Source organism: Thermomonas haemolytica, from assembly GCF_004346265.1.
GTDB lineage: Bacteria > Pseudomonadota > Gammaproteobacteria > Xanthomonadales > Xanthomonadaceae > Thermomonas > Thermomonas haemolytica.
Genome location: NZ_SMAP01000004.1, coordinates 81,775 through 97,109, shown reverse-complemented (window position 1 = coordinate 97,109; position 15,335 = coordinate 81,775). Strand labels below are relative to the sequence as shown.

The window sequence follows — 15,335 nt, the reverse complement described above, 5'->3', positions numbered from 1 at the left end:
GCGGACTCGAGTTGGCAACCCAGTGCCGCCAGTTTACAGGCGGCGCCCGCTCCGTTCCGGATTTATCGATGCCAGTCCGGGCAGCCGGCTTCGTCCATGCGCCCCGATGCCGCCGCTCCGGGGGCCGGCAGGATCAATCGAGGTCGGCCGCCAGCGCCGCGCGTACCGCGTCCATCCCGAACCCCCGTCGCAGCAGGAAATCGGCGGCCTTGCGGCGGGCCTCGCGGTCGCCTTCCAGCGCCTGCGGGTGGCGCCGCCGGAGCAACTGGCGGGCGTTGTCGATCCAATCGCCGGCGTACGCCTTCAGCGCGGCATCGACGAGGTCGGCCGGCAGGCCGTGGGTGCCCAGCTCGGCGCGGATATAGGCCGGCCCGTAGCCGCTGCCGGCGCGATTGCGGACCAGGGACTCCGCGAAGCGGGCATCGTCCTGCCAGCCGGCCTCGGCCAGCCGCTCGATCGCCGCAGCGGCATCATCGGCCTCCACACCGCGCTGCTTCAGCTTGCGGACCAGTTCGTGGCGGGAATGCTCGCGGCGGGTCAGCAGGCCGAGCGCCCGCTGCACGGGCGTGGGTTCCGGGCGGCGGCGACGCCCCGGCGCTGACGAGGACGCCGTCTCGTCGCCGCCGCCGGAATGGCTCACTCTTCGTCGCCGGCGTCGTCTTCCTCGCGCGCGGCGTCCTCGGGCACGAACTTCTCGCGCAGCGCGGCTTCCAGCTTCTGCGCCGCGGCCGGGTTTTCCTTGAGGTACTGGCGGGCGTTCTCCTTGCCCTGCCCGATGCGCTCGCCGTCGTAGCTGTACCAGGCGCCGGATTTCTCGACCAGCTTGGCGTCCACGCCCATGTCGATCAGCTCGCCCTCGCGGCTGATGCCCTCGCCGTACAGGATCTCGGTGACGACCTGTTTGAACGGGGGCGCCAGCTTGTTCTTGACCACCTTGATGCGGGTCTGGTTGCCGATGATCTCGTCGCCCTTCTTGATGCTGCCGATGCGGCGGATGTCCAGGCGCACCGACGCGTAGAACTTCAGCGCGTTGCCGCCGGTGGTGGTCTCCGGGCTCTGGCCCGGCATCATCACGCCGATCTTCATGCGCAGCTGGTTGATGAAGATCACCAGGCAGTTGCTGCGCTTGATGTTGCCGGTCAGCTTGCGCAGGGCCTGGCTCATCAGGCGCGCCTGCAGGCCGGGCAGCTGGTCGCCCATCTCGCCCTCGATCTCGGCCTTGGGGGTGAGCGCGGCCACCGAGTCCACCACCACCATGTCGATGGCATTGGAGCGCACCAGCATGTCCGCGATCTCCAGCGCCTGCTCGCCGGTGTCGGGCTGCGACAGCAGCAGGTCGTCCAGGTTCACGCCCAGCTTCTGCGCGTAGACCGGATCCAGCGCATGCTCGGCATCGATGAAGGCGCAGGTGCCGCCCGCCTTCTGGCACTGGGCGATGGCCTGCAGGGTCAGCGTGGTCTTGCCCGAGGACTCGGGCCCGTAGATCTCCACCACCCGGCCCTTGGGCAGGCCGCCGATGCCGAGGGCGATGTCCAGCATGAGAGAGCCGGTGCCGATGGTCTCCACCGCCTCCACCGTGCGGTCGCCCATGCGCATCACCGAGCCCTTGCCGAACTGGCGCTCGATCTGGCCCAGGGCCGCCGCAAGCGCGCGCTTCTTGTTCTCGTCCATCGTGGTGCTCCTCAAGTCTGTGATCTCTGGAATGGGGTCAGCTTAGGCGGGCTGCGTCGCACGGGCTGCGACGCGGAGACGCGATCGGGACATTGACATGGCGCGCCTGGCGCGGAGCATCGGGAAAGGCCCGGGCCGCGGCTCGGGATTCCCCGTGCGTACGCACCGGAACGGCTGCCGGATCACGCATTCGGGCGCACCAGGCCGCAGTACAGGCCCTCGATGGCGAAGTCCTGGCCCGGTTTCACCTCGATGGGGGCGTAGTCCGGGTTGCGCGGTAGCAGGCGGATCTTGCCCTGCCCCAGCTTCAGCAGCTTCACGGTGATCTCGTCGTCGATGCGGGCGATCACCACCTGCCCGTTGCGCGCCTCGGACGTGCGGTGCACGCCGATCAGGTCGCCGTCGAAGATGCCCTCGTCGCGCATGGAATCGCCCTTGACCTTGAGCAGGTAATCCGGACGCGGCGAGAACAGGGCGCGGTCGAGCAGGAGCATCTGGTCGCTGCCGATGTCGGCACCGATCGGTACGCCGGCGGCGACCTGCCCCAGCACCGGCAGGTGCAGCGCCGCGTCGTTGGCGGCCAGCTCCAGCTGGCGCGGCCCCTCGGGCAGCTGCAGCAGGCGCAGGCTGCGCGCGCGGCCGGGGCTGCGCTCGACGATCCCGGCGGCCTCCAGCGCCTCCAGGTGGTACTGGGCGGCGCGCACGCCCTTGAAGCCGAAGGCGCGGGCGATTTCCGCCTGCGAGGGAGCGAAGCCGTCGGCTTCGATGCGGTCGGCGATGAAGGCGTGGATGGCGCGCTGGGTGTCGGTCAGGCTCATGGTTAGTAGTAATACTACTAACGATTTTCCCCGTCAACCGCCCCGCCCGCCGCGCTCAACCCAGCTGTCGCTCCAGGCCACGCAGCGCCGCCGCCACGGTCTGCCGGCGCACCGCGTCGCGATTGCCTTCGAAGCGGAACAGCTCGGCGCGGGCATAGCCGCCGCGGCGCTTCCAGCCGATCCAGACCGAGCCGACCGGCTTGTCGGCGCTGCCGCCGCCGGGGCCGGCGATGCCGGTGACGGCCACCGCGAGCGTGGCGCCGGAGTGCACCAGCGCGCCGGACACCATTTCCACCACGGTTTCGCGGCTGACCGCGCCGAACTGCTCCAGGGTCTGCGGGCGCACGCCCAGCAGGGCCTGCTTGGCCTCGTAGCTGTAGGCCACCATGCCGCAGTCGAACCAGGCCGAGGAGCCGGGGATATCGGTCATGCACTTGGCGATCCAGCCGCCGGTGCAGCTTTCGGCGGTGACCAGCATCTGACGGGCCGCCAGCAGGCGTTGCCCGGTGGCGCGCGCCAGCGCGTCGAGGTCGTGGTCGTCGGGGGCGATCATGCGCGCGGCCTGCGGGAGGGGTGCGGGCGTTGTAGCGCATGCGGGCGCAAAACGGAACCGGCCCGCAGATGCGGGCCGGTTGGCGACTCCGGGAGGGCTGCCTTCAGAAGCGCAGCCGCAGGGTGGCCCCGACCATGCGCGGCGCGCCCAGGAACGCATCGTAGGTATTGCGCGGGTTGCCCGGCTCGGGCGTGCCCAGCGCCTGCAGCGGCCCGTCGAACCCCACCTGCACGTAGTCCTGGTTGAACAGGTTGGTGGCCCACAGCTCCACCTGCCAGCGCTGGTCGCGGCGGCCGATGCCGATGCGCGCGTTCACCAGCGCGTAGCCCTTCTGGAGCTTCTCGGCGTCGAGGTCGGAGCCGGTGTTGTAGCTCGACATGTACTTGCCGCCGATGGTGAAACGCCCCTGCAGGCGGCTGCCCACGTCCCATTCGTAGGTCGCCGACAGCGAGCCGGAGAACCGCGGCGCGAAGCTCATGCGCGCGCCGGGCAGCTTGTACAGGGCGCCGGGATAGACGAAATCCGCCCCCGGAATATCCTTGCCGTAGCGGGTATCGGCCCACATCGCCCCGGCCTGCAGCATCAGGCCGCGCACGGCTTTCGGCTGCCACAGCAGTTCGGCGTCCAGGCCCTTGGAGATCACCCGCGGGATCGAGCGCACCACGAAGCTGGTGCCGAGGAAGCTGTTGAGCTGGAAGTCGCTGTAGCTCTGGTGGAACAGCGCGGCGTTGAGCAGCAGGTTGCCACCGGCCCAGGTGGTCTTGGCGCCCAGCTCCCAGCTGTTCACGAACTCACCCGGGAACGCGGTGTCGTTGACCGGGACGATCCCCGGGCCGCCGCTGGACAGGCCGTTGCTGGACTGCACGCGGTCGAGGTTGAAGCCACCGGCCTTGTAGCCGCGCGCGAACGAGAGATAGGTCATCACGTGCGGGTTCCAGCGGTAGGCGGCCTTCAGCGTGCCCGACCACGCATTCTCGGCCAGCGACTGGTCGGTGCTGCGGCCAGCGTGCCCCACGTTGGCCCAGGGCAGGCAGCTGTAGGCCACCACGTTGCCGATGATGGCCTGCTGGGTGGCCGCCGGCAGCAGCGCGAACGGCACCCCGCGCGCGGTCAACGCGGTGGCGATGCGCCCGATCGCCGCCGCGCTGACGTTGCCGTTGGCGTCGAAATACGAGGCGCAGCCCGGGCTGCCGTTGGGGTTGGCGTACGCCGACAGCAGGTGCTTGGTCTCGCGGGTGTAGCGCAGGCCCAGGGTGATCTCCAGCCCCTCTGCCGCATGCCAGGTGTTGTTGCTGAACAGCGCGCTGCTGCGCGCGGTCTGGCGGTAGTGGTCGAGCGCGCCCAGCCCGGCGAATACCGTGCCATAGGGACGCCCGGTGGCATCGGCCAGGAAGGTGGCCGCGTTCGGCAGGCTGGCCGAGGGCGGGTTGATCAGCGAGAGCAGGCCGATCGACAGATACGGCTCGTAGGCCGCGCCGATCCGGTAGCTTTCGGTGCGGTGGATGGTCTCGTCGCTGTAGAACGCGCCCAGCAGCCAGTCGAACCGCTCGCTGCTGCCGGCCAGCCGCAGCTCCTGGCTGAAGGTCTTGAACTGGCTGTAGGACTCGTCCTTCTGCGGGTTCATATAGATCAGGTCGGCCGCGCTGAAATCGAAATCGCGGCCGTTCACCGCATCCCAGTCGCGGCTGGCGGTGATCGAGGTCAGGGTGGCGCCGCCCAGCGCATCCATGCTGTAGGTCAGCTCGGCCTGTACGCCGCGGTCGTTGATCTTCTGGGTGGTGTCGCGGTTGCTGTAGGCCACCCGCGCCCACGGATTGGCGGGGATCGCGATGGCATTGCCGCCGCCCAGCGCATTGATCAGCGGCGCGCTGCTGCCGCTGACCAGTTGCACGGCGGTACAGCAGTTCTCGTTGCGATGGGTGGCATCCGCCGACAGCAGCACCTCCAGGCGGTCGCTGGCCTGCCACAGCAGCTTGGCGCGGAAGGTGTCGAAGTTCTGGTCGTAATCGCGGTCGCGGGTGCGCGGGCCGGCGCCGGTCACCACCTTCATCCAGCCGTCGCGCTCGCGACGCGCGGCATACAGGCGCAACGCGGCGGTGTCGCCGAGCGGCGTGTTGAACCAGGCCGAGCCGCCACGCGCGTTGTAGTCGCCCATGGTCAACTCGCCGCCGCCGGCCAGTTCGAAATCCGGCTTGCGGGTGATGACGTTGATCACGCCAGCCGAGGTGTTCTTGCCGAACAGCGTGCCCTGCGGGCCCTTCAACACCTCGATCCGCTCGAGTTCGCCGAGGTCGCCGAAACCGACCGAATTGCGCGGGCGGTACACGCCGTCGATCACCACGCCCACCGAGGACTCCAGCCCGATGTTGTCGCCCACCGTGCCGATGCCGCGCAGGCGCGCGGTGGTGATCGCCTCGCTCTGGGTGCTGGTGACGGTCAGGCCGGGCACCAGCACCTGCAGGTCCTTGATGTCGCGCACGCCGGTATCCTGCAAGGTCTGCTGCGACAGCGCGGTCACCGTCACCGGCACGTCCTGCAGCAGTTCCTCGCGCTTCTGCGCGGTCACCACCAGGGTATCCAGCGTCTTGGGCTCCGGCGTCTGGCCGGGCTTCGTATCGGCCTTCACGTCAGGCTTCGTCCCGGCGTCCTGTGCCGCCGCCGGCACCACGCCGGTGAGCATCAATGCGGCCGCCACCGCGACGGCCACGCCCTTGGGCTGCAAACGGATGTACTGCATGATCGACCCCTCCCGATGATCATGTGGATGGAAACGGTCACCGGCATCCCCGCCGGTCACCGCCGTGGAATCGTCCTGAAACCCTTCTATCGCGCCCGCCCCTTCCCCGGGAGGTGCGCGCCTTCGCACCATAACGCACCGCCGAGCTTGGTTGCAGGCCTCGCGCGAGGATTTTCACGAGAAAGAAGCCCGCCTTGCGGCGGGCTTCGGTCAACGCATCGGGGTCGCATGCGGCGGCTTACCAGCAGCCGGAGGTGGAGGGGGATTTCACCCCGGCCTGGTTCAGGCTCAGGGTGCCGCAGGAGTCGCCAGCCTGCTTGCCGGTGGGCGCGGCGGAAATGGTGTAGGTCTTGGCGCCGGTCGCGACCGAGAAGTTGTAGAACCCCAGAGTGTCCGGCTCGCAGGCCTGGGTCAGGGTGCCGATCGCGGGGGCCCCGGCATAGCTGAGATCGGTGGTGTACACCCGCTCCAGGCGCTGCGACACCGCCACCAGGCAGGCCTCGCCGGCGGCACGGCGGGTCTTGCGCTGGTGCTCGTTGTAGGACGGCAGGGCGATCGAGGCGAGGATGCCCACGATCGCCACCACCACCATCAACTCGATCAGGCTGAAGCCTGCAGCGCGGGATGCTTGCGTGACACGCATGGAACGCTCCTTGGTCGTCATCAGTCGTTGCGGATCTCGCGCCAGGACACGCGCTGCCAGGTCATGATCTGCTTTCCGAAACTGCTCGCTCCGGCACCTGCGCTGCCGTCCACCACGCCCACGCCGGGCAGCAGCACCGGGCGCGTGGGCATGCCCACGCCGAGGTTGACCGAGCCGATCGGATGGCCGCCCGCGCCGGTGTCATCGGTGCTGCCGTTCTTGTCCAGATCGAAGTACGACTTGCCGCCGCTGGTGCCGGTGAAGGCGTCGATGGCGTTGAGATAGCCGCTACCGGAGGCGTCACAGGCATCGCCCTCGGGGATCATGCTGGCCGACACCATGTAGTTGTTGTCGATCTGCACGTCCTGCACGATGCGCTCGCCCTTGCCCGGCAGGTCCACGTACCAGCCCTTGGACGCCGACGGCAGCGCGGCCTGGTCGTCGAAGTAGCGGTAGTCGCCGGAGACGGTGATGCTGCGTGCAGTCAGGTCGGCGCGGGTGTAGGAGCCGCCATCATCCATGAAGCCGTACATGCTCTGGGCATAGGTCGTCTTGTCGTTGGCATCGTCGTTGGTCATGAAGCGGCCGGTGCCAAAGAAGATCCAGCGCTTGTTGGTCTTCTGGTCGATCGCCGAGGCCAGGCCACCCGTGATCGGCTGCGGGCTGCCGGCGGTCTTTTCGGCATGGAAGATCTTGGTGGCGGTCCAGGCCGAGGGCGTGCTGGAACGCAGGTCGAACTTCCAGATGTTGCCCTGCATGTCGCCCGCATAGGCATAGACCAGGGTCTTGCCGTCGGCCGCATACACGCCCAGCGGCGCCATCAGGCCATTGTTGGTGGTGTTGTCGGTGGGGATCTCGCGGATCACGCTGCCGTCGCTCAGGTTCATCACCACCAGCACCGCCTTGTCATTGGTGCTGTTGGGCCCGTTGCCGAACACCACGGCGGGCGTCGCGACACCGTTACGCACCTGCGCAAGGATCGGCGTACCGACCACGTTGCCCATGTTGCTGCCCGGGGTGTCCTTGCGTTCCCACTTGAAGTTACTGGTGCCGAACGACCCCGGCGCGCTCACGTCCAGCGCATACAGGCCCTTGCCGCCGCGCCCCAGCGCGCCGACCAGGATGTTCTGGCCCGGGGTGAGCGTGCGCGGGCTGACCACGATAGGGCCATCCACGAAGAACTTGTGGTCGTAATCGCCGCGGCTGAGCTGCTTGAGGTTGGTGAAATTCAGGATGTTCGGCACATAGGCGAACAGCTCCTGGCCATTGGCCGCATCGAACGCGTGCAGCATGCCGTCGTTGGCGCCGATGTACACCGTACCGGCACTGGTGCCATCTCCCTGCGCGCCACCGGGCACGTAAGCGGGCGACGAGTTGACGATATCGCCCAGCACCGTGATCGGCCGGTTGCGCAGATTGCTGACGCCGTTGCGGTCCTCGCGGCTGGCATCACCCTTAATGTAGGCGGCATTCTGCGCGCCGGTGGCCTCGTAATTGGCGGGACCAACCCCGCTGTTGTCCAGCGCGGAGGTCTGCGCCGCGGTCGGGAAGGTGGTGCCGCTGGTGCCGGCACTTCCCGGCGTGCCATTGGCGGTGAACACCTTGCGCACGCCCACCGCGGGAATGGTGGCCGTCCAGCTCTGTGCGCCCACGCCGGTACGGCTCACGGCCTGCGCCTTGAGGGAACCGGTCCACACGCCGGAGACATAGCTGGCCGAGAAGATCTGCGCCCCGGTATTGAGAGAGGTGGAGTTCGCGGTGACGTTGGAGAACGAACTGGTGCGCTGGGTGATGGTGGCCAGTGCCTTGTTCAGGCCTTGCGCAAAGACTTCAGGGCTGGTCGCCGGCGTGAACTCGCCGTGGCCGTTGACGGCCGCATGCAGCAGGTCATCCAGGCGATTGGCATTGTCATTGCCAGGATTGGCCGTATCCGGATCTGGCCAGGAATCCCCGCCCAGCAGGGCCGTCGTGGCCTCGGCCACGCTGGCCCAGCCCTTGGTGGTCTTCAATCCGATGGCCAAAGTGAAGGTCACCATGTGCTGCCAGAACGCGGGGTCGTCGGTGCTGGTAGGCACGTTGTTATTGTTCGGGCTGGACGCATTGCCCATGTAACTCTCGGTGCGCAGGTCGGTCCGCCAGTACTTCATCGCGATGTCGGCCAGGGTGCTGCCGTAGCTGTCCTGGTAGGGCGCGGCGGGGCTGTAGGTATAGCTCTGCGATTTGGGCCCGGTGACCGTGCTGCCGCTGCTGCCATCCACATTGCCGCTGGAAACGATTGAATTGTTCCAGTAGCCGTCGGTGGTCAGGATGGTGAAATTCTGCCGGCAGGAGAGCTGGTTAGACCCCGACTCCGGCCCATACGGCCCGCTGCTGTCGGTGCGCATAAAGTATTGCCCGGCACTGTCCAGCGCGCTCTGCAGCGGGGTGGAGCCGCTGGCTTGCGACTTGAACAGGCTGTTGAACCATTGGCTGCGGCTGGTGGTGGCGGGGCTCACGCTGTCGATGAAGCGGCCGTCGTTGCCGTCATTCACCGGGATATCAAGGTTGTTGCGGTTCCAGATGGTGCGAAACCCCACCCGCACCTTGTTGCCCAGCCCGCCAAAGGCCTCGGCTGCGCTTCCCTTTGCGGTCTTGATGCGGGTGCGATAGTAGGAGTACCAGGTGGCGAAGTTGGCCAGCTCTGCAGACACGGAACGCCCGGTGGGCGTGGCCGAGGTGCAGTTGATCCAGTCGTTGCCGCTGGTGCTGCCGCTGCAGCTGTTGGTAGTGGTGTATGTGACGTTGAGAGTGACACCTGAAAACGCAGCATACGCATACAAACCCACCACATAGGTCGAACTGCTGGTGGGATTGATTGTGCAGGTCTCGTTGTTGCTGCCGCCGTTGGATCGGCAGTTGTAATTGCTGGTCGTAGGACTGCTGTTAGCCCGCACGTACAGATCGACATCCCCGCTTCCGCCATTGGTAGTAGCAGTCAGGGAAACGGCATCAGACGGCAACACCACCGTGTAGTAGAGCCAATTGCCCTTGCTCTGGCTCAGCCCGGACTTTGGATAACCAGACACAGTGGATGTACTGCTCACCACCCCGCCATACTCCGATCGCACCACATCACTGCCGCCCGCGGGAATCTGGTAGCGGTAATAGTTGCTGACATTCGACAGATAGGTGATGTCGGTGCTTGAAGGATCTTTGGGCACGTAAAAGGTCTGCGTCTTGGCAGACAGATCCTTCGCACCACTGGTCGTACCGGCCGGCGAGTAAGTGACGTAGTTGTTATCGCTATAGACAGACGTGAAGCTGGTGCCGCCGGTCATCCGGTTGCCGTTCGGCTGCAACCATGTCTGGTAATTCGTAAGCGGGTTGTAGTACAGCGTGTTGGTGACGTAATTCTGCATGTACATCGCAGCATTACCGGTGGTTTCGGTCGTCCTGCCGGTGCCGGTGGAGATGCCATCGGCGTCCGGCACGCTGCTGAAACCGCCGGGGCCGGTAATCTTGGAAATGTCCTGGCTGTTGATGTTCGCCCAAGCCATCGACCCCGAATCGTCGAGGATGAACAGGATGTTCGGTGCCACCCGGTTGCCGGTGGTCAGCGGCTGGTCGGGGAACACGATGGCGGCATGCAGGGGCAGCGCCAGCAGGGTCGCCAGGCAGGCGGCAGGCGCCGTCCACCACGGGCGCGTGGCCGTCAGCGCGCGGGACAGGCGGCGATGGGCGGGGGAGGCATGGCGCTTCATGGCAGGCTCTCTTTGCTGTCGCGGACGATCAGCGGCTGACGACATTGGCTTGCAGCACCACTTCCGCCGAGCCCGCGGTACGGCCGCGGGCGGTGATGCGGAACATCGGGCGCTGACACTGGTAGTTGGAGATGGCGGCGGTGGTCTCGCACACGCCCTGCAAGGTGGAGCCCTTGCCGGTGCCGAGGTATTCGATGGTGTAGGTGGAGCGCCCGTCCGGGGCGGTCTTGGCCACCGGCGTTTCACCCGTGGTGGCATCGCAAATGCCATTGGCGGAGCAGAACACCGGCTTGCCGGCCGCGCGCATCTCGGCCAGGGTCATCCCGTACTGCAGGTCCGAAATGGCTGCATTGCCCAGTACATCCTGCTGGGCGACCCGCAGCGCGGTTTCCGCGGCCTGGAAGGCCAGGTTGCGATCGCGCAGGTTGGCGCTCATGCGCTCCTGCATCGCCGAGCTGCGCAGCACCGCCACGCCCAGCACCGACATCACGATCAGTAGGATCAGCACGATCACCAGCGAGATGCCCTGCTGGCGGCGCGCCGAACCGGCGCCATGATCACGGGAAACGAGCATCAAGACAGGCCTGTTCACAGGGTACGGCTCCTCAGGCTGATGACATTGGACACGTTGCGCGTCACCGTCTTGTTGTCCACCTGGTTGGTGCCGGTCAGGGTCATGTTGACCCGCACCGCCACCACATCCGGCCAGCTGGTGGGCGTGGCGGTATAGGTGTTGGAGCCGTTCTGGCGGTAGGCGAAGCTGAGCGCGGTGACACCGTCGGCCACCTGCTGGCCCGCCGCGCCATTGCGCGAGACATACAGGCCATTGCCATTGCGGTACCAGCGCACGTTGCGATAGCGCGCGATCATCACCGTGGACGGCGGCGCCATCGGATCGACGTTCATCGCCACCGGCGTGGCCGGGGAGAAGCTCACGGTATTGGTGGTGACCCCCGAGGCCGTCACCACGTAGAACTGGTTGGCGTTGCAGAGGATGAGCTTGTCGCCGGCCTTGAACGCGTCGTTGGCATCCGCGATCTGGCTGGAATCCAGGGTGATGCTGCTGGTGGTCGCAGCGGTGATGCGGTAGGCGGTGTCGTCGCCGGAAGCCGCCACCAGCTCGGTGCCGGCCGTCGCGCCGTTGTCGCTCACCGGCGCGGTGAGCAGCTGGGTTTCATCGGCATTGAGCGTGTGCTCCGCATCCGGCCGCGCCAGGTTGGAGCAGGCGGTGCCGCCGGCGGCGCGGATGTCGCGCGAGATCAACTCATAGGCCACGCGCGCGCTTTCCTGGATGCGGTTCAGCCCCTCGTTGGCCTGGAAGCTACGCTGGTTGGACTGGAACACGGCGAAGGCCGCGCCCATCACCAGCAGGCCGAGGACCATCGCGATCATCAGCTCGATCAGGCCGAAACCACCCTGGCCCCGGGCCCTGCCCCGGGTCGCGGTGCTGGTCTTGCGCTTGCTCATATGCGGGCCCCCGTCTCCACCATGCGCGCGGCGCCGTTCTGGTCGTTGCCGGCGCGCGAATCGTCCCAGTACACCCGCACCAGGCAGGCGCCCGGGCAGCCGACGATCTCGCCGCAGGTGGTGGTATCGGTGGCACCGCTACCAATGGTGTTCTTCATGGCACTGACCCAGGCGATCAGATCCTGGGCGCGGGCATCGGTGCCGGTGATGGCACCTGCGCTGCAGGTCTTGCCGATGTTGTAGTTGGCGGTGGGATTGGCCCGCATCGCCTCGATGATGGAATTGGCCTGCATGATCGCCTGGCTGGTCTCCAGCGAGCTTTGGCCACCGCGCAGGGCCAGCGACTGCATGGCGGCGATGCCCAGCAGCCCGACCGCCAGCACCAGCACCGAGACCAGCACTTCGATCATGCCCATGCCCTGCATGCGCGACCGCCCCAGCCGGGGCACGCTTTGCCGACTACGGATTGCTGCACTGCGCTTCACGTTCACGGACATGTTCCGCCACCGTTGACCTTGGAAGAAGACACCACGCCGCTGATCATCACCGTCAGCGCGCGCTGGTTCTGGCTTGGGTTGGTGGTGGGCATGCACACCGTCACCACCTGCTGGGCATCGATCAGGCCCGAGGGCTTGAACACGATGCCCGCGGCCGGCCCGCTGATCTGCACGCCGCCGGCGGCCGCATTGCTGCGGATCACGTCATCGGTGCCGGTGGTGTTGTCGCGCCCGCGCACGATCCACTGGCTCCAGGAGGTGCTGGACGTGCAGGTGGAGCCGTCGGTGCTGGGGCAGACCGTCACCCGCGCGTTGCGGCGGATGGACTCGGCGCGGGCCAGCTGCAGCGAGGACAGCATTTCCTCGGACTGGCCATTGAGCCGGCTGTTGTTGATCAGGGCGGTCATCCCCGGCACCGCGACGGCGGCGAGGATGGCGATCACCGACACCGTCACCATCAGCTCCACCAGGGTGAAGCCGCGGACGGCGGCGGGGGCAAGCGGGCGTGGATGGCGTGGCACGGGGCACCCTCGGATTGCGGCATCGCAACCTTAACGGGGGTGGAATCCGGAATCCAGCCGGTGGCCGACGGGCGGCCCGAAGGCGGGGACGGGCGGCAGCCGGGCCGCCCGCGGGGCATCAGGCGTTGTACTCGACCTCGCCGTACAGGTCGTGCTCGTCGCTGCCCATGATCCGCACCATGGCGAATTCGCCGGGCTTCAGGCCGGCCTCGCGGCCGTCCTGCACCTGCACCAGGCCGTCGATTTCCGGCGCATCCGCCATCGAGCGGGCGATGGCCAGCTCGCCGTCGATAGCGTCCACCAGCACCTGCTGCACGGTGCCCACCTTGGCCGCCAGGCGCGCTTCGGAAATCGCCGCCTGCCGCTCCATGAAGCGGGCCAGGCGCTCCTGCTTCACGCCCTCCGGCACCGGGCCCGGCAGCGCGTTGGCCGCGGCGCCCTCCACCGGCGAGTAGGCGAACGCGCCCACGCGGTCCAGCTGCGCCTCGTCGAGGAAGTCCAGCAGCTCCTCGAACTCCTGCTCGGTCTCGCCGGGAAAGCCGACGATGAAGGTGCTGCGCAGGGTCAACTCCGGGCAGATCGCACGCCAGCGCTGTATGCGCTCCAGGGTCTTGTCCACCGCGCCCGGGCGCTTCATCAGCTTGAGGATGCGCGGGCTGGCGTGCTGGAACGGGATGTCCAGGTACGGCAGCAGCTTGCCATCCGCCATCAGCGGGATCACCTCGTCCACGTGCGGGTACGGATAGACGTAGTGCAACCGCGTCCACACACCGAGTTCGGACAGGCCTTCGCACAGCGCCCGCATCCGCGTCTCGTACAGGCCGTCGCGCCACGGTCGCGGGGCGTACTTCAGGTCCACGCCGTAGGCGCTGGTGTCCTGCGAGACCACCAGCAGCTCCTTGACGCCGCCGCGCACCAGCTTCTCGGCCTCGCGCAGCACCTCGTCCACCGGGCGCGAGACCAGGTCGCCGCGCATGGACGGGATGATGCAGAAGCTGCAGCGGTGGTTGCAGCCTTCGGAAATCTTCAGGTACGCGTAGTGCTTCGGCGTGAGCTTCAGCCCGACGCCCTCGATTTCCCCGTCGCCCAGGCGACGGGGAGCCGGCAGCAGGTCGGTGAACGGGTCATGCTTTGGCGGCAGCGCCGCGTGCACGGCCTCCATCACGCTGGCGTAGTCCTGCGGGCCGCTGATCGACAGCACGCCGGGATGCGCCTGCCGGATCACGTCCGCGCGCTTGCCCAGGCAGCCGGTGACGATGACCTTGCCGTTCTCGGCCATGGCCTCGCCGATGGCGTCCAGCGACTCGGCCACCGCGCTATCGATGAAGCCGCAGGTGTTGACCACCACCACGTCGGCGTCGTCGTAGGTCTGCACCAGCTCATAGCCCTCCACCCGCAACTGGGTGAGGATGCGTTCGGAATCCACCAGCGCCTTGGGGCAGCCGAGGCTGACGAAGCCGACTTTTGGTTGTTGCAGGGACATGCGCTGGCGCCGCGAAAAGGTGCGAAATTATACGCACCCGCCGCGACGCCGCCGTGGCCGCAGCGGGCGGCGCATCGCGTCATCCGCCATACACGCCCGCAGGAGAAGCCCGCGATGGGTCACTGGCAAGCGCTTCCCACGTCCTCCGGCCCACTCCAGGCCTGGCGCGAAGATCCGCAGGGCACCCCGCGCGGCGCGATAGTGGTGGTGCAGGAAATCTTCGGCATCACCGACCACATCCGCGCGGTCTGCGCCCAGTTGGCCGAGGCCGGGTTCGTGGCGCTGGCCCCGGCGTTCTTCGACCGCTTCGAACCCCGCACCGTGCTGCCCTACGACGCCGAGGGCACCGCCCGCGGCCGTGAGCTGGTGGCGCAATTGGGGATGGAATCGGCCGTGGCGATCACCGCGGCGGCCGCCGAGGCGTTGCAGGCGGAAGGATTACGCGTGGGCGTGGTCGGCTTCTGCTGGGGCGGCAGCGTGGCCCTGCTGGCCGCCACCCGGCTGGGGCTGCCGGCGGTGAGCTATTACGGCGCGCGCAACGTGCAGTACCTGGACGAACCGGCGCGGGCGCCGCTGCTGTTCCATTTCGGCGCGCTGGACGCGCACATCCCGCCCGAGGCGATCGAGGCCCACCGGCGCAAGCAGCCGCAGGCGCAGGTGTTCGTGTATGCCGGTGCCGACCACGCTTTCCACCGCGCGCCCGAACCGCCCTATCACCCCGAGGCCTCCGCGCTGGCGTGGCGGCGCACGCTTTCGTTCTTCACGGAGCACCTGCGATGAACATCTGGCATCTCGATCCTCGCCTGGCCGACGATACCGCCCCGGTGATCGAACTTCCGCTGTGCGAAGTGCGGCTGATGGACGATGCCAACCATCCGTGGCTGGTGCTGGTCCCGCGGGTGCCCGATGCGGTGGAGATCATCGACCTCGACCCGGCGCAGCGCACCCAGCTCAGCGCGGAAATCGACCTCGCCGCGCGCGCGCTGAAGGCGCTGTTCAAGCCGGACAAGCTGAACGTGGCGGCACTGGGCAACCAGGTGCCGCAGCTGCACGTGCATGTGATCGCGCGCTTCCGCGACGACATCGCCTGGCCGCGCCCGGTCTGGGGCGCGGCGCATGCCCGCCCCTATGCACCGGAGGAGCTGGTGCAGCGGGTCAATACCCTGCGCGCGGCGCTGGGTGCTGGCAGCAAGTAAGGGGCTTGC

The 15,335-nt window shown here is 67.6% G+C and carries 14 protein-coding genes; 2 read left to right on the top strand and 12 right to left on the bottom strand.

Annotated elements, in window-relative coordinates; all coding sequences use genetic code 11:
- Positions 1 to 133: 133 nt before the first annotated feature.
- From recX to rimO, 12 genes are all read right to left on the bottom strand, one after another.
- Complete coding sequence (gene recX / locus EDC34_RS06725) at positions 134 to 640, bottom strand: recombination regulator RecX (RefSeq protein ID WP_114960234.1); 507 nt, start codon at positions 638 to 640, stop codon at positions 134 to 136.
- Positions 637 to 1,671, bottom strand: a complete 1,035-nt coding sequence (recA, locus tag EDC34_RS06720) for a recombinase RecA (protein WP_114960235.1) — start codon at positions 1,669 to 1,671, stop codon at positions 637 to 639. Before recA ends, recX begins: the two co-directional genes overlap by 4 nt.
- Positions 1,672 to 1,853: 182 nt before the next feature.
- Positions 1,854 to 2,489 carry a transcriptional repressor LexA gene (lexA, locus tag EDC34_RS06715; RefSeq protein WP_114960236.1) on the bottom strand — a complete coding sequence of 212 codons (636 nt, stop codon included), beginning with the start codon at positions 2,487 to 2,489 and terminating at the stop codon, positions 1,854 to 1,856.
- A gap of 55 nt (positions 2,490 to 2,544) precedes the next feature.
- On the bottom strand, positions 2,545 to 3,042 hold the full coding sequence (locus tag EDC34_RS06710) for a CinA family protein (protein WP_114960237.1): 498 nt from the start codon (positions 3,040 to 3,042) through the stop codon (positions 2,545 to 2,547).
- A gap of 103 nt (positions 3,043 to 3,145) precedes the next feature.
- A complete protein-coding gene (locus tag EDC34_RS06705) occupies positions 3,146 to 5,779 on the bottom strand; it encodes a TonB-dependent receptor (protein ID WP_240311092.1) in 2,634 nt (877 codons plus the stop codon).
- A gap of 238 nt (positions 5,780 to 6,017) precedes the next feature.
- Positions 6,018 to 6,422, bottom strand: a complete 405-nt coding sequence (locus EDC34_RS06700; protein ID WP_205388061.1) for a type IV pilin protein — start codon at positions 6,420 to 6,422, stop codon at positions 6,018 to 6,020.
- Positions 6,423 to 6,442: 20 nt separating this feature from the next.
- Positions 6,443 to 10,162 (bottom strand): PilC/PilY family type IV pilus protein, encoded by a 3,720-nt coding sequence (locus EDC34_RS06695; protein WP_162797697.1) that lies wholly within the window; start codon positions 10,160 to 10,162, stop codon positions 6,443 to 6,445.
- Between the two features lie 28 nt (positions 10,163 to 10,190).
- Entirely contained in the window at positions 10,191 to 10,736 is a 546-nt protein-coding gene (locus EDC34_RS12230) for a pilus assembly PilX family protein (RefSeq protein WP_162797698.1), read from the bottom strand.
- A gap of 14 nt (positions 10,737 to 10,750) precedes the next feature.
- The gene (locus EDC34_RS06685; protein WP_114960241.1) at positions 10,751 to 11,629 is read right to left on the bottom strand and encodes a PilW family protein; all 879 of its coding nucleotides are present in this window, start codon (positions 11,627 to 11,629) and stop codon (positions 10,751 to 10,753) included.
- Complete coding sequence (gene pilV / locus EDC34_RS06680; protein WP_205388062.1) at positions 11,626 to 12,045, bottom strand: type IV pilus modification protein PilV; 420 nt, start codon at positions 12,043 to 12,045, stop codon at positions 11,626 to 11,628. The genes EDC34_RS06685 and pilV overlap by 4 nt, the downstream gene beginning before the upstream one ends.
- Before the next feature lie 71 nt (positions 12,046 to 12,116).
- Positions 12,117 to 12,647 (bottom strand): GspH/FimT family pseudopilin, encoded by a 531-nt coding sequence (locus EDC34_RS06675; protein WP_114960242.1) that lies wholly within the window; start codon positions 12,645 to 12,647, stop codon positions 12,117 to 12,119.
- A gap of 118 nt (positions 12,648 to 12,765) precedes the next feature.
- Entirely contained in the window at positions 12,766 to 14,130 is a 1,365-nt protein-coding gene (gene rimO / locus EDC34_RS06670; protein ID WP_114960243.1) for a 30S ribosomal protein S12 methylthiotransferase RimO, read from the bottom strand.
- Positions 14,131 to 14,244: 114 nt separating this feature from the next.
- Between rimO and EDC34_RS06665 the strand changes: the two genes are divergently transcribed.
- Both EDC34_RS06665 and EDC34_RS06660 read left to right on the top strand, forming a co-directional pair.
- Positions 14,245 to 14,910 (top strand): dienelactone hydrolase family protein, encoded by a 666-nt coding sequence (locus EDC34_RS06665; RefSeq protein ID WP_114960244.1) that lies wholly within the window; start codon positions 14,245 to 14,247, stop codon positions 14,908 to 14,910.
- Positions 14,907 to 15,326 carry an HIT domain-containing protein gene (locus EDC34_RS06660; protein WP_114960245.1) on the top strand — a complete coding sequence of 140 codons (420 nt, stop codon included), beginning with the start codon at positions 14,907 to 14,909 and terminating at the stop codon, positions 15,324 to 15,326. Before EDC34_RS06665 ends, EDC34_RS06660 begins: the two co-directional genes overlap by 4 nt.
- The last annotated feature ends 9 nt before the right edge of the window (positions 15,327 to 15,335 follow it).